We start from the raw sequence: 24510 nt of genomic DNA, 5'->3' as shown, positions 1-24510 counted from the left end.
AGATCACTCTGGAGATCACCCACGCCCGAAATGCCGGCTCACCACATCGACATGCGTCTCATGCGCATGCGCTTCGAAGCGCTCGGTATCGCCAAAATCGTTAGCCGCCTCGTTCGGCCACCAGGTGCCGCCAATCACGATGCCGTCCGAGACCAGCCGCTGCTCGGCGATCAGCGACGCGCCGACCGCGTCGACAAAGGTAAAACGGCCCGGACGCAGCCGCAGCACCGCGATGTCGCCGACGGCGCCGACCTTAAGCGTGCCAAGCTCGGGCCTTGCGATCGCCTCGGCCGGCCGTTGCGTCGCCGCGCGCAGCACCTCGACCAGCGGCATGCCGAGCGCCAGCAATTTCGACATGCAGACCAGAATGTCGAAGGCCGGACCGTCGACGCAGTAGAGATGGACGTCGCTGCTGATCACGTTCGGCGCCAGCCCTTCGCTGAGCATCGCCCTGGCGACCGCGAAATCGAACGAGCCCATGCCGTGGCCGATGTCGAAGATGACGCCGCGCTCGCGCGCCAGCCGCATGTCGGGGCGCACCACGCCCGAGGCGAAGACCGGCGCGTTGGGAAACGGCCTGAAGCAGTGGGTGAGGATATCGCCCTTGCGCAGCCGCGGCAGCACTTCCGAGCGGCCGGGCGGCGGCTCGTCGATATGCGCCATCAGCGGCAGGCCGGCCTGGTCGGCGGCCTCGAGCGCCAGATCGACCGGCGCGATGCCGCTGCTGCCGCCGGCATGGCGGCCCGAGCGCACTTTTACGCCGACGACCACGTCTGCGTGCTCGCGCGCCGCCGCCACCGTCTCGCGCGGTTCGCAGAGCCTGAGATCGCTGCACTCGCCGACCGAAACGGTCTGCGAGAAGCCGAAAATGCCGGCAAAGGAAATGTTGACATAGGCCAGGATGCGGACCTTTGAGCGCTCGATAACGTGGCGGCGAAAGCCGAGGAAGTTGCCGGCGCCAGCGCTTCCGGCGTCGATGAAGGTTGTGGTGCCGCTTTTTGCAGCGAGGCGGTCGGCATCGACGCCAAGCGAGGTGCCGCCCCAATAGACGTGGCTGTGCAGGTCGATGAGGCCGGGTGCGACGATGGACCCCGTCGCATCGATGACGCGCGCGGCGCGCTCGAAGGGAATGTCGGCATCGATCGCGGCGATGCGGCCGTTGGCGATCGCCAGATCGCGTTGCGCATCGAGGCCGGATGCCGGATCGATGAGGCGGCCACCCTTCAGCAGGAGATCAAATTGCATCTGCGTCCGGCTCCTGTCTGTTCTCATTCAACCGGCCTGTCCGCGCAAGTCTCATACAGACCATGTCGGAAAGCAACATTTTTTCGGACTTCATGTTGCTTTATTACAGGAGCGTCGTAAGCGTAAGCGTAGCGCCACCGATCTCCCCCCAAGCGGGGGAGATGTCCGGCAGGACAGAGGGGGGCGCTGTCCCGCCGAGTTTCCGCAAGGTTCTGCCCGGCAGCAGCATTTTGGAAGGAGGGAAGCGGTGCCATGCTCCGCCAAGCCACTCACCGGTCGATCCGCGTCGACAGGATGATCGACGACGATGTCCGCTCGACCCCGTCCATCGCGCCGATCTCATCGAGAAGCGTATCGAGGTCCTTGATCGACGGCGCGTCGACGACGACGATCATGTCGAAATTGCCGCTCACCGAATGCAGCGTCCGCACCGGCGGCAGCGCCTGCAGGCTGCGCACCACCTTGTCGGCAAGCTTGGGCGTGACGGTGAGCAGGACATGCGCCCGCACCAGTCCCTGTTCGTAGTCGGGTGAAAGCCTGACGCCATAGCCGGTGATGATGCCGCGCTGTTCCAGCCGCTCGATCCGGCTTTGCACCGTCGTCCGCGACACGCCGAGCCGCCGCGCCAGCTCGGCCGTCGAGGCCCGCGCATTCGCGCGCAGCAGGGAGAGCAGGGCCTGTTCGGCGTTGCTAAGCACTTTAGACGAACCTCATCGGCATACTGTTCAATTTGGCACGTCGTTTCGAACAGTTCAACGCTTCCTTTCGACAGGCAAGCTGCGATTCTATCCGCTCTGTGAAAGGCAAAGCGAGGGAACTGTCATGAACAACATCATAATTGTCGGCGCCGGCAAGATCGGCTCGACCATCGCCGAGATGCTGGCTTCCACCGGCGACTATCACATCACCCTCGTCGACCGCTCGGCCGCACAGTTCGGCGCGGCCGAATTGCCCGAAACGGTCGAGACGCGGGAACTCGACATCGAGGCCGCCGGCACGCTCGAAACGGCCCTGGCCGGCAAGTTCGCGGTGCTCAGCGCCGCCCCCTTCCACCTGACCACGCGCATCGCCGAAGCGGCGGCCAGCGCCGGCGTCCACTATCTCGACCTGACCGAGGACGTCGTCGCGACGCGGCGCGTCAGGCAATTGGCGCGTACCGCCAACAGCGCCTTCATCCCGCAATGCGGGCTGGCGCCGGGCTTCATCTCGATCGTCGCCAACGATCTCGCCGGCCGCTTCGACACGCTGGAGAGCGTGCGCATGCGGGTCGGCGCGCTGCCGCAATACCCATCCAATGCGCTGAACTACAATCTGACCTGGAGCACGGACGGCGTCATCAACGAATATTGCGAGCCTTGCGAGGCGATCGTCGAAGGCGAGCTGATCGAGGTGCCGCCGCTGGAGGAGCGCGAGGAATTCTCGCTCGACGGCGTCACCTACGAGGCGTTCAACACCTCGGGTGGGCTCGGCACGCTGGCCGAAACCTTGAAGGGCAAGGTGCGCACGCTGAACTATCGCACCATCCGCTACCCCGGCCACGCCGCGATCATGAAGGCGCTGCTCAACGATCTCGGCCTGCGCCACCGCCGCGACGTGCTGAAAGACATTTTTGAGAGCGCCCTGCCGGCGACGCTGCAGGACGTGGTCATCGTCTTCGTCACCGTCAGCGGCCGCAAGAATGGCCGCCTGCTGCAGGAGACCTACGCCAACAAGATCTACGCCAGGCGCGTCGGCGACAAGGTGCGCAGCGCCATCCAGATCACCACCGCCTCCGCCATCTGCGCGGTGCTCGACATGCTGGCCGACGGCAGCTTGCCGGCGAAGGGTTTTGTCAAGCAGGAAGACATCGCGCTCGACGCCTTCCTCGCCAACCGCTTCGGCAGCGCCTACGCGCAGCACGAGATGGTTAGCCGGCTTGCGGGTTAGGTGTGTAATCTCCCCCCTCGAGGGGGAGATGTCGCCGAAGGCGACAGAGGGGGTCGCCTCGCGTAGAGCGCTAACCTCCATCTGTCACAAAGAGGTCGCATCCTGTCGAACCGACCCCCTCTGGCCTACCGGCCATCTCCCCCCTCAAGGGGGGAGATCACCCGCTCAGCCACCCCGCCTCTCAAACATGCAGCGCGTGCCCAAGCGCTTTCAGCGCCGCCTCCTGAAAACCTTCACCTTGGGTCGGGTGGGCATGGATGGTGCCGGCGATATCCTCCAGCCGCGCCCCCATCTCCAGCGCCAGGCCGAACGCCGTCGACAGTTCCGACACGCCCTGGCCGACCGCCTGGATGCCGAGCACCAGATGGTTGTCGGCGCGGGCGACGACCCGGACGAAGCCATCCTCACTCATCTTGGTCATCGCCCGGCCATTGGCGGCGAACGGAAACAGGCCGACCTTGATCTCGCCGCCAAGCCTCTTGGCCTCGTCCGGCGACAGGCCGGCGGTGACCAGCTCCGGATCGGTGAAGCAGATGGCGGGAATTGAGCGCTTGTCCCAGCTGCGCTTGTGGCCGGCGACGATCTCGGCGACCATTTCGCCTTGCGCCATCGCCCGGTGCGCCAGCATCGGCTCGCCGGTGACGTCGCCAATGGCAAAGATGCCGCGCATCGAGGTGCGGCACTGGTCGTCGATGCGGATGAATTTACCCGCCATATCGAGGTCAATCTGCTCCAGCCCCCAGTCTTCGACCACCGGCTTGCGCCCGACGGTGACCAGGATCCTGTCGGCAGCGATCTTGCCATTCTTGCCGGTCGCCGTTTCGACCAGCAAAGCATCGCCCTTGCTCGACAGGCCCTTGGCCTTGGCGTTCACGAGCACCTCGATGCCGAGCTCGGCGAGCCGCTTCACCACCGGCCGGGTCAGCTCGGCATCATACTGCGCCAGCACGCGCGGCAAGGCCTCGACCACGCTCACCTTCGCGCCCAGCTTGGCGAAGGCGATGCCGAGCTCGAGGCCGATATAGCCGCCGCCGACGACGGCAAGCATTTCCGGCACTTCGCTCAGCGCCAGCGCTTCGGTGGACGAGATCACCGCGCCGCCAAACGGCAGGAACGGCAGCTCGACCGGCGCCGAGCCGGTCGCGATCACCACCATCTCGGCGCGGACGACCTGCATGCCGGTCTCGGTCTGGACCTCGACGGTCTTGCCGTCACGGAATTTCGCCCAGCCATGCACGGTCTTGACCCCGGCCTTCTTGAGCAGGCCGGCAACGCCGCTGTTCAGCCGGCTAACGATACCGTCTTTCCAGGCGAAGGTCGCTTCGAGATCCATCGACGGTGTGGCGATTGAAATGCCGAGCGGGCTCTTGCCGCTCGCCATGTGCGAGATTTTCTCGAACTCCTCGGCCGCATGGATCAGCGCCTTGGACGGAATGCAGCCGACATTGAGGCAGGTGCCGCCCGGCTTGCCGAACTCTACGATCACCGTATCGATGCCGAGCTGCCCGGCGCGGATGGCGCAGACATAGCCGCCCGGACCGGCGCCGATGACGAGCAGCTTGCAGGATATTTCCTTCATGTCGACACGCTCTTTTTGGCGAAGAAGGGCCCCCTCATCCGGCCGCTGCGCGGCCACCTTTCTCCCCGGCGGGGAGAAGAGGCTTGCACCAGCCTTGGAGACCTCCTCTCCCCTCGGGGAGAGGGTGGCCGTAGCGAAGCGGAGGCCGGGTGAGGGGGCCTTTGCGACCGTTCTCATCATCTCAATCCACGAAAATCAGCGCCGGGGTCTCCAGCAGCGTCTTGATCCGCTGGATAAACACCGCTGCGTCCCAGCCGTCGATGACGCGGTGGTCGAAGCTGGAGGACAGGTTCATCATCTTGCGCGGCATGAACTGGGTGCCGTCCCACACCGGCCGCATCATCATCTTGTTAACGCCGAGGATCGCCACTTCCGGATAATTGATCACCGGCGTCGTCGCCACGCCGCCCATGGCGCCGAGCGAGGTGATGGTGATCGTCGATCCCGACAGCTCGTCGCGCGCCGCCGTGCCTGATCTGGCCGCCTCGGCGAGCCGGAAAACCTCGGCGGCGCAATCCCAGATGTCGCGTGCCTCGGCGTGCTTGACCACCGGCACCACCAGCCCCGAAGGCGTCTGCGCGGCAATGCCGATATGGACGCCGCCATGCTGGTGGACGATGCCGGCCTCGTCGTCGAACAGCGCGTTGATATTGGGCTGGTCGGCGATCGCCTTGACCATCGCCCGCATCAGGAACGGCAGCAGCGTCAGCTTCGGCCGCTCCACGCCGCTGCGCTTCTCCTTGTTGAGCGCCGCGCGCAATTCCTCCAATGCCGTAACGTCGATCTCCTCGACATAGGTGATGTGCGGGATGCGCGACTTGGCCAGCGCCATCTTCTCGGCGATCTTGCGCCTGAGCCCGATGATCTTGATGTCCTCGACGGCCTCGTTGCGGGCGAGGCCGGAGACCTTCGCAAGCTGCGGTCCGCGCGCCAGGAAGGCGTCGATGTCCTCATGGAGAATACGGCCGGCCGGCCCGCTTCCCCTGACCTGTCGGAGATCGACGCCGGCCTCCTTTGCCCTGAGGCGGACGGCCGGCGACGCCAGCGGCTTTTCACCTTCGGGGCGCGGCGCGGCGACGGGCGCAGGACCCCCACCCCTAACCCCTCCCCACAAGGGGGAGGGGGATTCCGTCGCCGATGCAACCTCACGCTCAGAGACTTTTCCGGGCGGGGACGGGTGCGGTGCCGCTTTGACACTGGCTTCGGCGGCCCGGGCGCGTCCCCCTCCCCCTTGTGGGGAGGGGGCAGGGGTGGGGGTACTGCGGTCGGTGCTCTTGGCGGCCGCCTCGCCGCCCGGCTCCGCAGCTGCCTTCACATTGCCCTCGCCGGCCACTTTCAGGCGTACAATGGGCGAGCCGATCGCCACCGTGTCGCCGATCTCCGCACCCAGCCAGACGATCTCGCCGTCGACTGGCGAAGGAATCTCGACCGTCGCCTTGTCTGTCATGACGGCGGCCAGCACCGCGTCCTCGCGCACCAGATCGCCGACCTTGACCTGCCACTCGACCAGCTCGGCCTCGGCGACGCCTTCGCCGACATCGGGCAGCTTGATCACATATTCGCCCATCGTCGTCTGGCCTCCCCTTTTAGGCTTCCATCGTTTCGACGAGTGCGCGGCCGAGCCTGGCCGGACCGGGAAAATAGTCCCACTCCTGCGCATGCGGATAGGGCGTGTCCCAGCCGGCGACCCGCACCACGGGCGCTTCCAGATGGTAGAAGCAGTTTTCCTGCACCAGCGCCGACAGCTCGGCGCCGAAACCGGATGTCAGCGTCGCCTCGTGCACGATCACGCAGCGGCCTGTCCTGTTGACCGAGTCGACGATCGTCTCGAGATCGAGTGGCAGCAGCGTCCTCAGATCGATGATCTCGGCGTCGATGCCGGTCTCCTCGGCCGCCGCCTGCGCGACATAGACCATCGTGCCGTAGGCCAGCACGGTGACCGCGGCGCCCGGCCGGCGGATCACCGCTTTGCCGAGCGGGACCGTGTAATGCCCGTCGGCGACCTCGCCGAGCTCATGCTTCGACCACGGCGTCACCGGGCGCTCGTGATGGCCATCGAACGGGCCGTTGTAGAGCCGCTTCGGCTCCAGGAAGATCACCGGATCGGGATCCTCTATCGCCGCGATCAGAAGACCCTTGGCGTCATGCGGATTGGACGGCACAACGACCTTCAGGCCGGAGACATGCGTGAACAGCGCCTCCGGGCTCTGGCTGTGGGTCTGGCCGCCAAAAATGCCGCCGCCGGTCGGCATCCTGACCACGATCGGGCAGGTGAAATCGCCGTTCGAGCGGTAGCGCAGCCGCGCCGCCTCCGAGACGATCTGGTCATAGGCCGGATAAACATAGTCGGCAAACTGCACCTCGACGCAAGGTTTCAGGCCGTAGGCGGCCATGCCGATGGCCGAGCCGACGATGCCCGCTTCGCTGATCGGCGTGTCGAAGCAGCGGCTCTTGCCGTATTTCGCCTGCAGGCCTTGCGTGCAGCGAAACACGCCGCCGAAAAAACCGACATCCTCGCCGAACACGATGACGCGTTCGTCTCGCCCCATCGAGACGTCCATGGCGTCGCGGATCGCCTCGATCATGGTCCGTCTTGGCATGGTCAGACCCCCGCCTGCTGACGCTGGCGTCTGAGATGCGGCGGCATCTCGCCATAAACGCCCTCGAACATGTCGCGCGTCGAAGGCTTGCCGCCGGCATGCAGCGTGCCGTGGCGCTCGGCATCCCTTTGCGCCGCGATCACCGTTTCGAGGATTTCCGCCTCGGCCTGGGTGTGGCGCTCGTCCGACCAGACGCCGCGCTGGATGAGGTGGTTCTTCAGCCTGACGATCGGATCGCCGAGCGGCCAGGCGTCGGATTCGGCCTTCGGCCGGTAGGCCGACGGATCGTCGGAGCTTGAATGCGCGCCGACCCGATAGGTGACATATTCCACCAGCGTCGGCCCAAGATTTTTCCGCGCCCGCTCCGCCGCCCATTTGGCCACCGCGTGGACGGCGAGATAATCGTTGCCGTCGACCCGCAGCGACGGAATGCCGAAGCCGAGGCCGCGGGCGGCAAAGGTGCCGGAACCGCCGCGGGCGATGCCCTGAAAAGTCGAGATCGCCCACTGGTTGTTGACGACGTTGAGCACGACCGGCGCCTTGTAGGTCGAGGCGAAAACCAGCGCCGAATGAAAGTCGGACTCGGCGGTCGAACCATCGCCGATCCAGGCGGCGGCGATCTTCGAATCATTGCTGATCGCCGAAGCCATCGCCCAGCCGACCGCCTGGATATATTGCGTCGCCAGATTGCCGGAGATCGAGAAGAAGCCGTGCTCCTTCGACGAATACATGATCGGCAGTTGCCGGCCCTTCAGCGGATCGGCCTCGTTCGAATAGATCTGGTTCATCATCGTGACCATCGGATAGCCGTCGGCGATGAGCAGGCCGGCCTGCCGATAGGTCGGAAAGTTCATGTCGCCCGGCGCCAGCGCCTTGCGAAAGGCGCAGCTCACCGCCTCTTCGCCGAGGTGCTGCATGTAGAACGAGGTCTTGCCCTGGCGCTGCGCCATCTGCATGCGCGCGTCGAAGTTGCGCAGCGTCATCATATGGCGCAGGCCTTCCAGCAACTCGTCGTCGGAAAGCAGGCCGGCCCACGGCCCGACGGCTTCGCCGGCGCGATTGAGCACGCGGATGATCGAAAACGCCAGATCGCGGATATCACGCGGATCGACATCGATCTCGGGACGCGGCACCGAGCCGGCCTTGGGAATGGTCACATCAGAAAAATCCGGCGTCCCGCCCGGCCGCACCTCGGGCTCCGGCACATGGAAGCGCAACATTCCCGCATCGGCCATGACCTTCGTCCTCCCATGTTGCCCGGCCAAGATACTTGCACACCGGCGCACCAGTGCCAATTCGTCGGGCAAGGCTTCCGGCCAACCACCGCGCCGCCGGCAGTACTCGTCAGGATGAAGATATGTCAGCGAAATTTCTTGTCGATCTTCCGGCTCTGCGCGCAATTTGGCGTATGATTGCGCCGGGTTTCCCGCCAGATTGGACAATGATTAGGGATTGCGGCCTAGCGCGGCGGCGGAGCTGCCAATCTCCCCCTTGTGGGGAGATGCTCGGCAGGGCAGAGGGGGGCGTGAAGGAACGCCACCTTGATCATTTGCGATCAGCCGGGAACCATGCCTGAGGGCGTGATTTGCGATCGATTGAGAGGTCGGCGGGACAGCGCCCCCCTCTGTCCTGCCTTCTTTGCCAACACTTGGCATCTCCCCCACAAGGGGGGAGATCACGCTCCTCATCGTTTGTCCGCAGCGATTGCCCACCTATCGTTTCACCCGCGCCCACATCATGCTAACCCATAATCCATGGCACAGAAGAAAGGTTACGAGGTCGATTCGTGGTTGGCGCGGCCGGACCCGCGTGTCTCGATCGTCCTGCTCTACGGGCCCGACCGCGGGCTGGTCGCCGAGCGCGCCCGTGCCTTTGCCGGCAAGACCGGCCTGCCGCTCGACGATCCGTTCTCGGTGGTCAGGCTGGACGGTTCGGAAGTCGATCGCGACGAGGGCCGCCTGCTCGACGAGGCCCGCACCGTGCCGATGTTTTCGGACCGGCGCCTGCTCTGGGTGCGCAATGCGTCCGGCCAGAAGGCGCTTGCCGACGACGTCAAGGCGCTGACCGTTGAGCCGCCGCGTGACGCCATCATCCTGATCGAGGCCGGCGACCTGAAGAAGGGCGTCGGGCTGCGCGCGATCGTCGAGGCGGCGGACATTGCCATGGCGCTGCCGTGCTACGCCGACGAGGCGCGGGACATCGATACGGTCATCGATGACGAATTGCGCAAGGCCGGCATGTCGATGACGCTGGAGGCCCGCCAGGCGCTGCGCCGCAATCTCGGTGGTGACCGGCTGGCCTCGCGCGGCGAGATCGAAAAGCTGGTGCTTTATGCCCACGGCCAGAGCGAAATCGGCCTCGACGACGTCAAGGGGACGTCGGGCGACGTCTCCGGCCTGTCCTTCGATGACGCCGTCGATGCCTTGCTCGACGGCAAGGTTGGCGACTTCGACATCGCCTTCACCCGTCACTGCCAATCCGGCGGCCAGGCTTTTCTGGTGCTGTCGTCGGCGATGCGGCAGCTGCAGGCGATCCAGGCAATGCGCGGCCTGATGGACGCCGGCGGCCGCAACGCCGCTTCGGTCGTTGCCGCGGCGCGCCCGCCGGTTTTTTTCACGCGGCGCAAGCTGGTCGAAAAAGCCCTCGAACGCTGGAGCAGCGACGCGCTCGGCCGCGCGCTCAACCGCTTGCAGACGGCGGTCCTGCAGACCCGCCGCCGGCCGGACCTCGCGGTCGCGCTGGCCCGGCAGGCGCTGCTCGGCATTGCCGTGGAAAGCGCAAGACTGGCGCAAAGGCAATTTTTTTGAGGAGAGAGTTCCGCTTGGCGGAGCAAGCTATTCCTGGTCGGCGCCGCCCCTCATTGCCCTGCCGGGCATTTCTCCCCGTAAACGGGGAGAAAGAAGCTGACCGCAGCCTCGGCACCTTTTCTGCGACGTTGGTGATTGGCGAAGCCGTCGATGACAGCCCCTCTCCCCGTCACTATACGGGGAGAGGATGCCGGCAGGCAGGTGAGGGGCGGCGCAAACGTTGGAGCAGGTAGGATCTTAGGGCGCTTGCCCTCGAAGCAGATTCTCGGTATACTTTGCCGGCTAATCAACCCTCGTTCTTCAGCCGCCGGCAAAGCTCGTCGAGCTGCTCCAGCGTCCGATATGCGACGCTGATCACGCCGCCGCGCTCGTTGTGCTCGATCGTGACGAACATGCCGAGCGTGCCGGTCATCAGCTTCTCCAGCGCGAGGGTATCGACATCCTTCTGTGCCGGTGCTGCTGCAGGCTGTCGCTTCACCGTCGGCGCACCCGCCGGCATCTGCGCCAGCGCTTCGGCCTGGCGCACCGAAAGCCCGTCCTCAACGATGCGCTTGGCCAGGCCCGCCGGATCCTGCGCCGTCACCAATGTACGGGCATGGCCGGCCGACAGCGCGCCGTCGACCAGCATGTCACGGATCACGTCCGGCAGCTTCAACAGCCGCAGCGTGTTGGCGACATGGCTGCGGCTCTTGCCGATCACCTGGCCGAGATCGGCCTGGGTGTAGCCGTGATCGTCGATCAGCTGCTGGTAGCCCATCGCCTCCTCGACCGGATTGAGGTCGGTGCGCTGGACGTTTTCGATGATCGCCAGTTCGAGCGCGGTGCGATCGTTGACATCGCGCACGATGATCGGGATCTCGCTCAGCCCGGCGCGCTGCGCCGCGCGCCAGCGCCGCTCGCCGGCGATGATCTCGTAGCGGCCAGCCTGCGTCGGCGATGGCCGTGCCACCACCGGCTGCACCACGCCATGCTCGCGGATGGACTGGGCAAGATCGGTCAGGTCGGCGTCGCCAAAATGCCGGCGCGGATTCTTTGGGTTCGGGCTCAGGAACTCGATCGGCACCTTGCCGTCGGCATTCATGCCCGGCTTTTCCACTGCTGCCGGACGATCGATTTCGCCGATCAGCGCCGCCAGTCCCCGGCCCAGTCTTTTTCTCGAAAGGTCTTCGCTCATCGTCTGTCCAGATCGTTTCGGTATCAATTCAGCTTCTAAGCGGCGCGCAATTTGCGCTCGCGGCGGATCACCTCGGAGGCAAGCTGCAGATAGGCCTGGCTGCCGGAGCATTTGAGGTCGTAGAGGATCGCCGGCTTGCCGTAGGACGGCGCCTCGGAGACGCGCACATTGCGCGGGATGACGGTTTCATAGACCTTGTCGCCCATATGCGCCCGCACGTCCTGCACCACCTGGTTGGCGAGGTTGTTGCGCCCGTCGAACATGGTCAGCACGATGCCCTGGATGGTCAGCTCGGGATTGATCGAGCGGCGGACCTGCTCAACCGTTTCCAGCAACTGGCTCAGGCCCTCGAGCGCGAAGAATTCGCATTGCAGCGGCACCAGCACCGAATCGGCTGCCGCCATCGAGTTCAGCGTCAGCAGATTGAGCGACGGCGGGCAATCGATCAGCACATAGCCAAAATTCGCCGAGCGCTCGGCCGAGGCACGCAAGGCGTTGCGCAGCCGCAGCACCCGGTCCGGCGCCGAGGCGATCTCCATTTCGATGCCGAGCAGGTCGAGCGTCGACGGCACGATAGACAGTCCCGGCACCGCCGTCGGGATCGCCGCCGCCTCCAGATCGAGCTCGCCGGTCAGCACGTCATAGGAGGAAACGGTGCGGTCGCGCCGGTCGATGCCGAGACCGGTGCTGGCATTGCCTTGCGGGTCGAGGTCGACGATCAGCACCTGCTCGCCGATCGCCGCCAGCGCCGTCGCCAGATTGATGGCCGTCGTCGTCTTGCCGACGCCGCCCTTCTGGTTGGCTACGGTGATGATTCGGGGGCCATTTTTCATCATGGGTCTATGCCAGAAATTCATGCCGAGGTCGCCGATCTAAGTCAGTTGGCGCAAATCAGACAGTTCGAGGATGACGCCATGAGCGTCGGTCGCGCTGGCATGTTCTACCAGATCGAACGACCATCGTTGAGCGCTTTCTGCCAGTTCGGTGCGGTAATCCCGGCCTTTGTGGAACAGGCCATAGGCGCCAGCCGTCAGCCACGGCGCCGACAGTTCGAGCAACATAGGAAGCGACGCCAGCGCTCTGGCAGTGACGATTTGCGGTGTTGAAACAAACGCATAGGCGTCGTCGATGCGCCGCGCGAAGACCCTGGCGGGCAGGTTGAACTGGCCGACGACCGCTTGCAGGAACGATGCCTTTTTTCGATTGCTTTCAACCAGGTCGATGCTGGCGCCGTCGCGCTCGGCAAGCATGAACGCCAGCACCAGGCCGGGAAAACCGCCACCGGAGCCGAGATCGAGCCAGCGCTTCGCGTCTGGTTTGATTCGCGCCAGCTGCGCGCTGTCGAGGATGTGGCGGCGCCAGACGTCGCCCTGCGTCGACTGCGCCGCCAGGTTTATCCGGCGGTTCCATTTCTGAAAGACCGTCTCGAACTCTACCAGGCGTTCGAATGTTTCACGTGAAACCGGACCGGCAGCCGATTGCAGGCCCGCCCATGAGGCAGCGCTCACGCAACATTCCTTCGCGTCGCAGCCTCGGCGTTGCGGACATGCGCGACAATGATTGCCAGTGCCGCCGGCGTCATGCCTTCCATACGCTGTGCGTCGGCGATCGAGCGCGGCTGGCGCGCCAGCATCTTTTGCTTCAACTCGTTGGACAGCCCCGGAACGGAAGCAAAATCGAGCGACGCCGGGATCAATCGGCTCTCCTCTTGCCTGATCTGCGTGACGTCGGCTTGCTGGCGGTCGAGATAGACCGAATATTTCGCTTCCGTTTCAAGGCGCTCTGCCGTTTTGCTGTCAATGCCCGCAAACTGCGGGGCGATCCGGGCCAACCGGGCGACGTCGACGCCGGGATAGGCCAGCAATTCATAGGCCGAGCGGCGCACCCCGTCCCGGTTGATCTCCAGCCCATGACGCGCCGCTTCGTTCGGGGTCATGGTCGTGCCAAGCGCAAGGTCCCTCGCCTTTTCAAGGTTCTGCACGATATCGCTAAACCGTTGCATCCGCTCCTGCGAGGCAATCCCGAGCTTCATCGCCAACGGCGTCAGCCGCTCATCGGCGTTGTCGGCGCGCAGCGACAGCCGGAACTCGGCCCGCGAAGTGAACATCCGATACGGTTCGGCGATGCCGCGGCTGGTCAGGTCGTCGACCATCACCCCGATATAGGCCTCGGTGCGGCTGAGCACGATCTGGTCGCTTGCCGACGTTTTGCGCGCGGCGTTGAGGCCGGCCAACAACCCTTGCGCTCCCGCCTCCTCGTAACCGGTGGTGCCGTTGATCTGCCCGGCCAGGAAAAGACCGGAGATCCGCTTGGTTTCCAGCGTCGGCTTGAGCTCGCGCGGGTCGACATGGTCGTACTCGATGGCATAGCCGGGCTGCAGCATGGTGGCGCGTTCAAGGCCCGGAATGGTTTTTAGAATGTCGAGCTGCACGTCTTCCGGCAGCGAGGTCGAAATACCGTTCGGGTAGACCGTGTCGTCATCAAGCCCTTCCGGCTCGAGAAATATCTGGTGGCCTTCGCGGTCGCCGAACTTGACGATCTTGTCCTCGATCGACGGGCAGTAACGCGGTCCCACCCCTTCGATCGATCCGGAATACATCGCCGAACGGCCCAGATTGGCGCGGATCAGCTCATGTGTCGCGGCCGTCGTGCGCGTGATGCCGCAATGGATCTGCGGATTGTCGATGCGGTCGGTCATCAACGAGAACGGCACCGGGTCGTCATCCGCCGCCTGGCTCTCCAGCGACGCCCAATCGATCGTGCGTCCGTCCAACCGCGGCGGCGTGCCGGTCTTCAGCCGACCGAGCCTGAAGCCGGCGCGGCTCATCGTCGCCGACAGGCCGAGGCTGGCCTGCTCGTTCATGCGGCCGGCAACGATCTTCTTCTCGCCGATATGGATCAGCCCGCGCAGGAAAGTGCCGGTGGTCAGCACCACGGCGCCGCAGCTAAGCCGGCGGCCATCCGCCAGCAGCACCGCCGCCAGGCGCCCATTGGCGATTTCGAAATCCAGGACCTCGCCCTCGACCACGTCTAGGCCCGCCTGTTCGCGAATCGCCGCTTGCATGGCGAGCCGATAGAGTTTTCTGTCGGCTTGCGTCCGCGGCCCACGAACTGCCGGGCCCTTGCGGCGGTTGAGCAGACGGAACTGGATGCCGGCCGCATCGGCGACGCGCCCCATCAGCCCGTCCATGGCATCGATCTCGCGAACCAGATGGCCCTTGCCGAGCCCACCGATCGCCGGATTGCACGACATGACGCCGATCGTCTCGAAGCGCAGCGTCACCAGGGCAGTCTTCGCGCCAGCGCGCGCGGCAGCACTGGCCGCCTCGCAACCAGCATGGCCGCCGCCCACCACAACCACATCATAGTGATCGGTCATTTTTAGTGTTCCAGATTCAGGTTGACCGACACATGTCCCCGTCAGGACGTGGTGTCAAGCCGGCACCTTCTCCCCGTATAGTGACGGGGAGAAGCGGGCTAGCCGCAGCAACGACGGGTCTTTTGCAACGCGGGTGATTGGGTAAACCGTCGACGGTTTTGTCTTCCCCGTCCCTATACGGGGAGAAATGCCCGGCAGGGCAATGAGGGGCAGCGCCAAGTCTGAAATTCGATCCCGTCTCGGGGACCGCGGATCGTTTCACGTGAAACAATGCCTTCGAGCTAGTCGCGTGGTGTTTCACGTGAATCACCCAGAGCTGGCCGGCCCGCAATGTTTCACGTGAGTCATTTGCCGATGCAGAACTGCGCAAAGATGACGTCGAGCATGTCCTCGACATCGACCGCCCCGACGATGCGGCCAAGCCGATCCGCCGCCAGCCGCAATTCCTCTGCCCGCAGTTCCTGCCCGCGTCCATCCTCTGCCGCTGCCGCCAGCAGGAAGCGCTTCGTCTCGTTGAGCAGTTCGACGTGCCGCAGCCGCGATGGCAGGATATCGCCGGCCTGGCCGACCTGCGCTGTGGCGCGACGGCCGATCTCGGCCAGCACTTCCGCCAACCCGGTGCCGTTCTTGGTTGAGATTGCCAAGTCATAGCGCGCCACAAGCGATGCATCCTCTAGCAGATCGACCTTCGTCCCAACCCGCAATCGAGGGATCCCGGCAGGTATTGCGCCGATCGCCACCGGCTCCGCCATATCCTCGAGCACCAGCAACAGATCGGCAGTGCCGGCCTTGCTCCTCGCCCTTTCGATACCGATCGCCTCGATCTTGCCGGGCGTTTCACGCAAACCGGCGGTATCCGTCACTCTTACCCGCATCCCCTCCAGATCCAGCACCACTTCGAGCAGATCGCGGGTGGTGCCGGGCTCTTCGGTGACGATCGCCGCCTCGCGCCGGGCCAAGGCGTTGAACAGGCTCGATTTGCCGGCATTCGGCGCACCAAGAATGACGACCTCGAAGCCGTCGCGGATGATTTCGGCCGCCCGGAAGCCTTGGACATGGCGCTCGATCTCGCCGATCATCGCGCGGACGTCCGACCAGACCGTCTCTGCAACGGAACCGGGCACATCGTCTTCGTCGGCAAAATCGATTTCTGCCTCGATCATCGCCCGCGCATGAATCAGCCGACGGCGCCAGTTGAGGTAGAGTTCGCTCTGCACGCCTTCGGCATTCTGGACGGCAAAGCGCCGCTGCGCCTCGGTCTCGGCATTGACGAGATCGGCCAGCGCCTCGGTCTCGACCAGATCGACCTTGCCATTGAGAAAGGCGCGGCGGGTGAACTCGCCCGGCTCGGCATGTCTGACGCCGTCGAAGCCGGCGATCACCTCCAGCATCTTCGCCACCACGGCCCGCCCGCCATGGACGTGGAATTCGGCGACATCCTCTCCGGTAAAGCTGTTTGGGCCGGCAAAGAAAACGACCAGCCCGCTGTCGAGCACGGATCCGTCCGGCGCCCTGAACTGGCGATAGGCGGCAACACGGTTCTTAACCTTGGGACCAGCAATCGTTTCTACGACGAATCGACTTTGCGGGCCGGAAATGCGGATCACGGCAACCCCGGCGGGCAGGCGGCCGCTCGACAGGGCAACAATGGAATTACCTGAAATCATTTGCCGACCCAGCACAACCGCCCTAGCTTCGCTTATTCATCGACAAAATTGCCGAGTGCCCATCCGTGACATTACCCGCGAAAAACCTGCTTGCCGAAGAGGCCAGCCCCTATCTGCAGCAGCACAGCGGCAACCCGGTGCATTGGCGGGCGTGGTCGCCAGCGTCTCTCGCCGAAGCCAAGGCGCTCGAGCGGCCGATCCTGCTCTCAGTCGGCTACGCCGCCTGCCACTGGTGCCATGTCATGGCGCACGAAAGTTTTGAGAACGGCGACGTCGCCGCCGTCATGAACCGCCTGTTCGTCAATATCAAGGTCGATCGCGAAGAGCGGCCGGACATCGACCAGATCTATATGGCCGCATTGTCTGCGATGGGCGAGCAGGGCGGATGGCCGCTGACCATGTTTTTGACGCCGGACGGAAAGCCTTTTTGGGGCGGCACCTATTTTCCGCGCGAGGCCCGCTACGGCCGCCCGGGTTTCGTCCAGGTGCTGGAGGCGGTCGACAAGGCGTGGCGGGAGAAGAAAGAAAGCGTTAACCAAAGCGCCGACGGCCTGACCACGCATGTCGAGGCGCGGCTGGCCGGCAGCCATGCCAAGGCGGTGCTCGACCGCGACACGCTCGCGACGCTCGCCAACGGCGTCGACGGCATGATCGACAGGGATCTGGGCGGCCTGCGCGGCGCGCCCAAATTCCCCAATGCGCCGTTCATGCAGACGCTGTGGCTGTCCTGGCTGCGCGACGGCGCCACAGCCCACCGCGACGCTGTCCTGCTCAGCCTCGAAAAGATGCTGGCGGGCGGCATCTATGACCATGTCGGCGGCGGTCTTAGCCGCTATTCGACCGATGCCGAGTGGCTGGTGCCGCATTTCGAAAAGATGCTCTACGACAACGCGCAACTCATCCGGCTGTGCAACTGGGCTTTTGCGGCGACCGACAATGAATCGTTCCGGATACGAATCGAAGAGACCATCGACTGGCTGCTGCGCGAGATGCGCACCGATGGCGGTGCTTTCGCCGCCAGCCTCGACGCCGACAGCGAGGGTGAGGAGGGGCTGTTCTACACCTGGAGCAGGGATGAGATCGAAACTGCTCTCGGTGACGAATCGGCGTTGTTTTTCCAATACTTCACGCTTTCCAGCCCGCACGGCTGGGAGGGCAAGCCGATCATCCACCAGACTGCGGCCCAGCAAATACAAAGCGTCGCCGATCGCGACCGGCTCATTCCGCTCACAGAAAAACTGCTGGCGGCCAGGGAGCAGCGCGTCAGGCCCGGGCGTGACGGAAAAATCCTGACCGACTGGAACGGTCTGGTGATCGCGGCTCTCGCCGAAGCCGGGCGCGCCCTGAAACGGATCGACTGGATCGAGGCGGCGGAACAGGCCTTTGCTGCCATTGCCAGCGCTGGCCGAGACGGCCGCCTGCCGCATTCGATGCTTGGCGCAAGGAAGCTGTTTCCGGCGCTGTCGAGCGACTACGCCGCCATGGCCAACGCCGCGATCTCGCTATTCGAGGCCACCGGCACATCGACTTATGCCGAACTGGCTGGCCAATTCATCGCGCAGCTCGACCAATGGCATAGCGATGAGAACAACACCGGCTACTACCTGACCGCGTCGGACAGCAGCGACGTGCCGATCCGCATCAGGGGCGATGCCGACGAGGCCATTCCTTCAGCCACCGGCCAGGTCATCGAGGCCATGGTTCGATTGTCGTCGCTTTCCGGCGATCTCGAATTGCAGGAAAAGACCTGGAGGATCGCCGAACACGCGGCCGGCCGGGCGGCGCGTCAAGCCTATGGCCAGGCGGGAATCGTCAACGCCTGTGCCTTGGCGCTCGAGCCGTTGAAGCTGGTGCTGGTGGATAGCCCAGAGAATCCGGGGCTTGTTCCGGTTGCGAATCGAAATCCTGACCCGCGTCGGATCGACACGATCGTGCCGGTCGGATCGGCGACAAACCTGCCGATGCTGCCAGGCGGCGTTCTGCCGCCAACGAGCAAGCCCGGCGCCTGGCTGTGCACGGGGCAGGCCTGCTTGCCGGTGATAACTGACGCCGAGGAACTCGAGCGTCGGTTGCGGCGCGGATAGGAGAGGGATGCTGCGCCGATCCACCTTCTCCCACAGGGCGAGAAGGCAAGAGGCGCCAGCCCCTTACGTATTCATCGAATCGAAGAAATCCGCGTTGGTCTTGGTCTGCTTGAGCTTGTCGATGAGGAACTCGATGGCGTCGGTGGTGCCCATCGGCGCCAGGATGCGGCGCAGCACGAAGATTTTTTGCAGGTCCTGGCGGGCGACCAAAAGATCTTCCTTGCGGGTGCCGGACTTGAGGATGTCCATGGCCGGATAGATGCGCTTGTCCGCCACCTTGCGGTCGAGCACGATTTCCGAGTTGCCGGTGCCCTTGAACTCTTCGAAGATGACCTCGTCCATGCGGCTGCCGGTGTCGATCAGCGCGGTGGCGATGATGGTCAGCGAGCCGCCTTCCTCGATGTTGCGGGCGGCGCCGAAGAAGCGCTTCGGCCGCTGCAGCGCATTGGCGTCGACGCCGCCGGTCAGCACCTTGCCGGACGACGGCACCACGGTGTTGTAGGCGCGGCCGAGGCGGGTGATCGAATCCAGCAGGATGACGACGTCGCGCCCGTGCTCGACCAGGCGCTTGGCCTTCTCGATCACCATTTCGGCGACCTGGACGTGGCGCACCGCCGGCTCGTCGAAGGTCGAGGAGACGACCTCGCCCTTCACCGAGCGCTGCATGTCGGTGACTTCTTCCGGCCGCTCGTCGATCAACAGCACGATCAGGTAGCATTCGGGATGATTCGTGGTGATCGAATGGGCAATGTTCTGCAACAGCACCGTCTTGCCGGTGCGCGGCTGCGCCACGATCAGGGCGCGCTGGCCCTTGCCGAGCGGCGCCACCAGGTCGATGACGCGGGCCGAGATGTCCTTCGAGGTCGGAACGTCCATTTCCATCTTCAGCCGCGAGGTCGGGTAAAGCGGCGTCAGATTGTCGAAATGGATCTTGTGGCGGATCTTTTCCGGGTCGTCGAAATTGATCGTGTTGACCTTGAGCAGCGCGAAATAGCGCTCGCCCTCCTTCGGGCTGCGGATCGGGCCTTCGACGGTGTCGCCGGTCTTCAGCGAGAACCGGCGGATCTGCGACGGCGAGATGTAGATATCGTCCGGACCCGGTAGATAATTGGCATTGGCCGAGCGCAGGAAGCCAAAACCGTCCTGCAGCACTTCGACGACCCCGTCACCGATGATCTCGATATCCTGGGTCGCCAGCCGCTTCAGGATCGCGAACATCAGCTCCTGCTTCCGCATCACACTGGCGTTCTCGACCTCGAGCGATTCGGCATAAGCGATCAGCTCTGGCGGTTTCTTGTTCTTGAACTCTGTGAGTTTCATTTCTTGCATCATTAGACGGACTCTGAGTGAGTAAGTATGGGGAAAATATCGGCGGGATGCGACAAATGCCGGGCGCGGCCGAAGCGATGAATGGGGCGGCGCATGACGGGAAGGAAGACCCGTCTTTTATCGTTGGTCGACTGAAAGAGCAAGCCGCTTGGAAGCGATCAATTGCGAATCTCGGCACCGCCCCTCAACCCCCTGCCGGGACCTTCTCCCCGTCACTATACGGGGAGAGGATGCCGGCAGGCAGGTGAGGGGCAGCGCAAACGCCCGAAACAGACACAAATCGTCAAAATGGCTTCACGATGACCAGCACGACGATGACGATCATCAGCAATGTGGGGATCTCATTGACGAGCCGCCAGTGCCGAGCCGGCTTTTCGTTGCGGTCCTCGGCGAATCTGCGTACCGCGCCGGCCAGATAGCCATGAACCGCCGAGAGCCCGAGCACCGCGGCGATCTTGGCATGCAGCCAGCCACCCTGAAAACCAAAGCCTTTCCAGGCCAGCCAGAGGCCGAACGCCCAGGTGATGATGATGGCCGGATTGATGATGCCGCGCAGCAGCCGGCGCTCCATCACCTTGAAGGTCTCCGACTGGACGGAGCCTTTTTCCGCATCGGCATGATAAACCAGAAGCCGCGGCAGATAGAGCATGCCCGCCATCCAGGAGATGACGGCGATGACATGGATCGCCTTTGCCCAGGGATAGAAATCATCCGGCCCGAACAGGAACAGAAGCGCCGCCAGGACGAGGAAGATGACGATGGCGATCGCTGCTCGACGCATCGCTGCACCACCGCTGCTGCCCGCACCACTGTTGGCGTTGTTCATGTCGGTCATCGACGCGCCCGCACCAGTTTCACCATCGCCTCGACATGCGCGATCGGCGTTTCCGGCGTGATGCCGTGGCCGAGATTGAAGACCAGCGGCCCATCGCCCAGTGCTTTCAGGATTGCGTAGACACCGTCAGAAAGCGCCTTGCCGCCGGCCACCAGCCGCAACGGATCGAGATTGCCCTGCACAGCGCCGTCGCGCTGCAGTTCCTTCGCCGTCGTCAACGGCACGGTCCAGTCGAGCCCCAGCCCGGTCACGCCGGTTTTTTGGCGATAGCTGCGGTAATGGGCGCCGGCGCCCTTGGGAAAGCCGATGATCGGAATGTCGGGATGGACGGCCCGGACCTGCCTGACGATCTCCGCCACCGGCCTGACGCAAAACGCCTCGAAAGAAACTTCGTCGAGCACGCCGGACCACGAGTCAAATATCTGCACCACATCGGCGCCGGCTTCGATCTGTCGGATCAGATAGGCAGCCGAGTGATCGGCAAGCACTTTCAGCAATTGCAGGAAAGCCGCCGGCTCGCGATAGGCAAACAGCCGTGCTGGCGCCTGGTCCGAGGTGCCGTGGCCGGCGATCATATAGGTCGCCACCGTCCACGGCGCGCCGCAGAAGCCGATCAGCGTCGTTTGATCCGGCAGTTTTGCCCGCAATCGCCTGACCGTCTCGTAGACCGGTTCGAGATTCACGTGAAACGTTTCGCCGTCGAGAGCTGCAATCTCCGTCGCCGAGATCGGCGTCAACAGCGGCCCACGGCCCTCCTCGAAGCGCACGTCGCGGCCCAGCGCATGCGGCACGACAAGGATATCGGAAAACAGGATCGAAGCATCGAAGCCGAAACGTTCGATCGGCTGCAGCGTCACTTCCATGGCAAGATCGGGATTATAGCAAAGGTCGAGGAACGATCCGGCCCGCCTGCGTGTCTCGCGATACTCCGGCAGATAGCGGCCGGCCTGACGCATCATCCAGAGCGGCGGCGGAGACAGAGCCTTGCCCTTCAACACGTCCAGCATGATGCGGTTTTCAGGCATTCAGCGCTCGCCTCTCCAGGCTTCTCTATAATTAAATATTCTATTTCTAGGAATCTTATGATTCTAAGAGTCTGTTGGTATCGGTGGTTGTCTCCTGTCCCGCCTTGCCCCGGAAAAGGCCAGCCAGCATATTGTCGCGTGCTTCTTTTGCCGGATAGGAGGAGTTTGGGGACAGTTGGAAATTCCCGACTGGGAACAATGCGTTACCGTCCGCCTGGAGAAAATGACCCTGTGGATGAGACCGAGTCAAAAAAGGCCGTCCCCGGACTTGTCCCCAGCCGCCCGACGAAGCCGGCAGCGCATCGAATTGTGGACAAACCGGCATCTGATACAGTCGCCCCGAACCGGCCGATCTTTCCGACCGACCTTATCCACATCGGCCCACAAGTTGGAACGTACCCCTGTGAACAAACCCCAGAGCTTCTTTCACCTTCACCTGATTTCCGATGCCACCGGTGAAACGCTGCTGGCGGCCGGGCGCGCGGCTTCGGCGCAATACAAGGATGCGCGCGCCATCGAGCATATCTACCCGCTCATCCGCACCGAAAAGCAGGTGACGAAAGTGTTCGAGGACATCGAGGAGGAGCCGGGCATCATCCTTTATACGGTCGTCGACCAGAAGCTCGCCCGCGGCATCGACGAACGCTGCGCCGCCATGGGCCTGCCTTGCGTCTCCGTGCTGGAACCGGTGCTGACCGTGTTCCAGTCCTATCTCGGCACGCCGGCCGGCCGCCGCGTCGGCGCCCAGCATGTGCTGGACGCCGAATATTTCCGCCGCATCGACGCACTCAACTTCACCATGGAGCATGATGACGGCCAGCTGCCTGCCAATATGGATGATGCCGACATTGTGCTGGTCGGCATTTCGCGCACCTCGAAGACGCCGACCAGCATCTATCTCGCCAATCGCGGCATCAAGACCGCCAACATCCCGATCGTGATCGGCGTGCCGGTGCCGGAAAGCCTGGTCAACGCCACGAAGCCGCTGATCGTCGGGCTGATCGCCACCGCCGAGCGCATCTCGCAGGTGCGCCAGAACCGCATCCTCGGCAACACCAGCGCCTACGAGCCGACCGACTATGTCGACCGCGCGGCGATCAGCGAGGAACTCGCCTACGCCCGCCAGATCTGCACGCGGCATGGCTGGCCGATGATCGACGTCAGCCGCCGCTCGATCGAGGAGACGGCGGCGGCGATCGTTGCCCTGCGCGGAAAGACGCGCTAGGCTTCGGGCGATTGTGCTGTGGGCGGTCCTTTCCTTCTCCCCTTGTGGGAGAAGGTGGCCTCGCGAAGCGAGGTCGGATGAGGGTGTTCCAGCTTGGCACCGACGGCGATCTTTCCAACACCCCTCAACCGTCTTGGCGCTGCGCGCCAATCCACCTTCTCCCACAAGGGGAGAGGAAAGATCAGGCGATAAAAATGGCCGAAAAAATCATCCTTGCCTCGGGCAGCCCGTTCCGCAAAGCGTTGCTTGTCCATGCCGGCGTGCCCATCGAGGCGGTTCCGGCGGCAGTCGACGAGCGCGCCCTCGAAGCACCCTTGCAGGGCAGCGGTATCTCGCCAGAGGACGTCGCCCTGGTGCTGGCCGAGGCCAAGGCCACCGAGGTCAGCGAACGAAAGCCCGGCGCCCTGGTGCTCGGCTGCGACCAGACGCTGTCGCTCGGCGACGAAGTGTTTCATAAGCCGGCCGACATGGAAGCCGCCCGCCGCCATCTCCTGGCGCTGTCGGGCAGGACCCATCAACTCAACAGCGCCGTAGTGCTGGCCCGCGACGGCGCAGTTCTGTGGCGGCATGTCGGCGTCGCCAGCCTGACCATGCGAAAGCTCGATCCGGCCTTCATCGGCCGCCATCTGGCGCGGGTCGGCGCCAAGGCGCTGTCCAGCGTCGGCGCGTACCAGATCGAAGGCGAGGGCATCCAGCTGTTCGAAAGAGTAGAGGGCGACTATTTCACCATTGTCGGCCTGCCGCTTCTGCCTGTCCTGGCCAAGCTGCGCGAGTTCGGAGCCATCGATGGCTGAGGCCGCGAAAAAGGCCTTCGTCACCGGTCATCCGGTCGCGCATTCGCGGTCGCCGAAGATCCACGGCTACTGGCTGGCGAAATACGGCATCGACGGCAGCTACCGGGCGATCGACGTTGCGCCGGAGGCTTTTGCCGAATTCGTCGAAACACTCGAGGCGAATGGCTATTGTGGCGGCAACGTCACCATCCCGCACAAGGAGGCCGCCTTCGCGTTGGCGGCGCGCCGCGACGACGCGGCCGAACAGATCGGCGCCGTCAACACGCTTTGGCTCGAGGGCGGAATTTTGTGCGGCGGCAACACCGACGCCCATGGCTTTTCCGCCAATCTCGACGAGCATGCGACGGGCTGGGCCGCAAACGGCCCAGCGGTGGTGCTTGGCGCCGGCGGCGCCGCCCGCGCGGTCATCCATGCGCTCAAGCAGCGCGGCATCAGTGACATCCGCATCGTCAACCGGACGCTCGCCCGAGCCGAGGAGCTGCGCCACCGCTTCGGCGCCGGGGTCTCGGCCCACGGCACGGCGGCGACCCGCGAGCTGCTTGCCGATGCCGGCCTGCTGGTCAACACGTCAGCGCTTGGCATGCATGGCAATGAAGGCCTGTCTGCCGATCCGGCCAGACTGCCGGACCATGCCGTCGTCACCGACATTGTCTATGTGCCGCTGGAAACGCCGTTGCTGGCCGCCGCCAAGGCGCGCGGCCTGAAAGCCGTCGACGGGCTCGGCATGCTGCTGCACCAGGCGGTGCCCGGCTTCGAGCGCTGGTTCGGCATCAGGCCTGAGGTCACTGCCGAATTGCGGCAGATGATCGTCGCCGATCTCGGCGCCAGGGAGTAAAAAAAC

The 24510-nt window shown here is 64.3% G+C and carries 20 protein-coding genes; 6 read left to right on the top strand and 14 right to left on the bottom strand.

All coding sequences use genetic code 11. The annotated features are described in order from the left end of the window. Positions 1-15: 15 nt before the first annotated feature. Both AC0L2R_RS23590 and AC0L2R_RS23585 read right to left on the bottom strand, forming a co-directional pair. The gene (locus AC0L2R_RS23590; RefSeq protein WP_473511846.1) at positions 16-1245 is read right to left on the bottom strand and encodes an amidohydrolase/deacetylase family metallohydrolase; all 1230 of its coding nucleotides are present in this window, start codon (positions 1243-1245) and stop codon (positions 16-18) included. 269 nt (positions 1246-1514) lie between these two features. Further along, the gene (locus tag AC0L2R_RS23585; protein WP_128175259.1) at positions 1515-1943 is read right to left on the bottom strand and encodes an Lrp/AsnC family transcriptional regulator; all 429 of its coding nucleotides are present in this window, start codon (positions 1941-1943) and stop codon (positions 1515-1517) included. Positions 1944-2067: 124 nt separating this feature from the next. Between AC0L2R_RS23585 and AC0L2R_RS23580 the strand changes: the two genes are divergently transcribed. Beyond that, entirely contained in the window at positions 2068-3171 is a 1104-nt protein-coding gene (locus AC0L2R_RS23580; RefSeq protein ID WP_473511844.1) for a saccharopine dehydrogenase family protein, read from the top strand. 181 nt (positions 3172-3352) lie between these two features. Here the strand turns inward: AC0L2R_RS23580 and lpdA are convergent, their stop codons facing one another. The 4 genes from lpdA to AC0L2R_RS23560 form a co-directional block, all read right to left on the bottom strand. After that, on the bottom strand, positions 3353-4750 hold the full coding sequence (gene lpdA / locus AC0L2R_RS23575) for a dihydrolipoyl dehydrogenase (protein ID WP_473511842.1): 1398 nt from the start codon (positions 4748-4750) through the stop codon (positions 3353-3355). 181 nt (positions 4751-4931) lie between these two features. After that, positions 4932-6317, bottom strand: a complete 1386-nt coding sequence (locus AC0L2R_RS23570; protein WP_473511841.1) for a dihydrolipoamide acetyltransferase family protein — start codon at positions 6315-6317, stop codon at positions 4932-4934. Positions 6318-6336: 19 nt separating this feature from the next. Then, positions 6337-7350, bottom strand: coding sequence for an alpha-ketoacid dehydrogenase subunit beta (locus AC0L2R_RS23565; RefSeq protein WP_023802698.1), 1014 nt, complete (start codon positions 7348-7350; stop codon positions 6337-6339). A gap of 2 nt (positions 7351-7352) precedes the next feature. Next, the gene (locus AC0L2R_RS23560) at positions 7353-8585 is read right to left on the bottom strand and encodes a thiamine pyrophosphate-dependent enzyme (protein ID WP_473511840.1); all 1233 of its coding nucleotides are present in this window, start codon (positions 8583-8585) and stop codon (positions 7353-7355) included. A gap of 519 nt (positions 8586-9104) precedes the next feature. Here AC0L2R_RS23560 and holA point away from each other — a divergent pair. Next, positions 9105-10157, top strand: a complete 1053-nt coding sequence (holA, locus tag AC0L2R_RS23555; protein WP_473511838.1) for a DNA polymerase III subunit delta — start codon at positions 9105-9107, stop codon at positions 10155-10157. A 286-nt stretch (positions 10158-10443) separates the two neighbouring features. On the opposite strand, the gene AC0L2R_RS23550 is transcribed toward holA, so the two are convergent. The 5 genes from AC0L2R_RS23550 to mnmE form a co-directional block, all read right to left on the bottom strand. Continuing rightward, positions 10444-11331, bottom strand: a complete 888-nt coding sequence (locus AC0L2R_RS23550) for a ParB/RepB/Spo0J family partition protein (RefSeq protein WP_091592076.1) — start codon at positions 11329-11331, stop codon at positions 10444-10446. A 35-nt stretch (positions 11332-11366) separates the two neighbouring features. Beyond that, positions 11367-12167: a ParA family protein gene (locus AC0L2R_RS23545; RefSeq protein WP_287141032.1), complete on the bottom strand. Its 801-nt coding sequence runs from the start codon at positions 12165-12167 to the stop codon at positions 11367-11369. A 36-nt stretch (positions 12168-12203) separates the two neighbouring features. Continuing rightward, positions 12204-12839, bottom strand: a complete 636-nt coding sequence (gene rsmG, locus AC0L2R_RS23540; protein WP_473511836.1) for a 16S rRNA (guanine(527)-N(7))-methyltransferase RsmG — start codon at positions 12837-12839, stop codon at positions 12204-12206. After that, the gene (gene mnmG / locus AC0L2R_RS23535; RefSeq protein ID WP_473511835.1) at positions 12836-14710 is read right to left on the bottom strand and encodes a tRNA uridine-5-carboxymethylaminomethyl(34) synthesis enzyme MnmG; all 1875 of its coding nucleotides are present in this window, start codon (positions 14708-14710) and stop codon (positions 12836-12838) included. The genes rsmG and mnmG overlap by 4 nt, the downstream gene beginning before the upstream one ends. A 344-nt stretch (positions 14711-15054) precedes the next feature. Next, entirely contained in the window at positions 15055-16377 is a 1323-nt protein-coding gene (mnmE, locus tag AC0L2R_RS23530; protein WP_473511833.1) for a tRNA uridine-5-carboxymethylaminomethyl(34) synthesis GTPase MnmE, read from the bottom strand. A 65-nt stretch (positions 16378-16442) separates the two neighbouring features. Here mnmE and AC0L2R_RS23525 point away from each other — a divergent pair, with 65 nt between their 5' ends. Then, a complete protein-coding gene (locus tag AC0L2R_RS23525) occupies positions 16443-18461 on the top strand; it encodes a thioredoxin domain-containing protein (RefSeq protein WP_473511832.1) in 2019 nt (672 codons plus the stop codon). A gap of 63 nt (positions 18462-18524) precedes the next feature. Here AC0L2R_RS23525 and rho read toward each other — a convergent pair whose 3' ends face one another. From rho to hemE, 3 genes are all read right to left on the bottom strand, one after another. Beyond that, positions 18525-19790 carry a transcription termination factor Rho gene (gene rho, locus AC0L2R_RS23520; RefSeq protein ID WP_027153631.1) on the bottom strand — a complete coding sequence of 422 codons (1266 nt, stop codon included), beginning with the start codon at positions 19788-19790 and terminating at the stop codon, positions 18525-18527. A gap of 283 nt (positions 19791-20073) precedes the next feature. Further along, positions 20074-20625, bottom strand: a complete 552-nt coding sequence (gene hemJ / locus AC0L2R_RS23515) for a protoporphyrinogen oxidase HemJ (protein ID WP_473511830.1) — start codon at positions 20623-20625, stop codon at positions 20074-20076. Continuing rightward, the gene (gene hemE, locus AC0L2R_RS23510) at positions 20622-21650 is read right to left on the bottom strand and encodes a uroporphyrinogen decarboxylase (RefSeq protein WP_473511829.1); all 1029 of its coding nucleotides are present in this window, start codon (positions 21648-21650) and stop codon (positions 20622-20624) included. The genes hemJ and hemE overlap by 4 nt, the downstream gene beginning before the upstream one ends. Positions 21651-22053: 403 nt before the next feature. Here hemE and AC0L2R_RS23505 point away from each other — a divergent pair, with 403 nt between their 5' ends. From AC0L2R_RS23505 to AC0L2R_RS23495, 3 genes are all read left to right on the top strand, one after another. Beyond that, complete coding sequence (locus AC0L2R_RS23505; protein WP_023802686.1) at positions 22054-22875, top strand: pyruvate, water dikinase regulatory protein; 822 nt, start codon at positions 22054-22056, stop codon at positions 22873-22875. 194 nt (positions 22876-23069) lie between these two features. Further along, positions 23070-23669: a Maf-like protein gene (locus tag AC0L2R_RS23500; RefSeq protein ID WP_473511828.1), complete on the top strand. Its 600-nt coding sequence runs from the start codon at positions 23070-23072 to the stop codon at positions 23667-23669. Continuing rightward, positions 23662-24504, top strand: a complete 843-nt coding sequence (locus tag AC0L2R_RS23495; RefSeq protein WP_473511826.1) for a shikimate dehydrogenase — start codon at positions 23662-23664, stop codon at positions 24502-24504. The genes AC0L2R_RS23500 and AC0L2R_RS23495 overlap by 8 nt, the downstream gene beginning before the upstream one ends. The last annotated feature ends 6 nt before the right edge of the window (positions 24505-24510 follow it).

It is taken from the genome of Mesorhizobium sp. WSM4820 (genome assembly GCF_055811075.1).
This window is presented reverse-complemented; position numbering and strand designations above follow the sequence as displayed.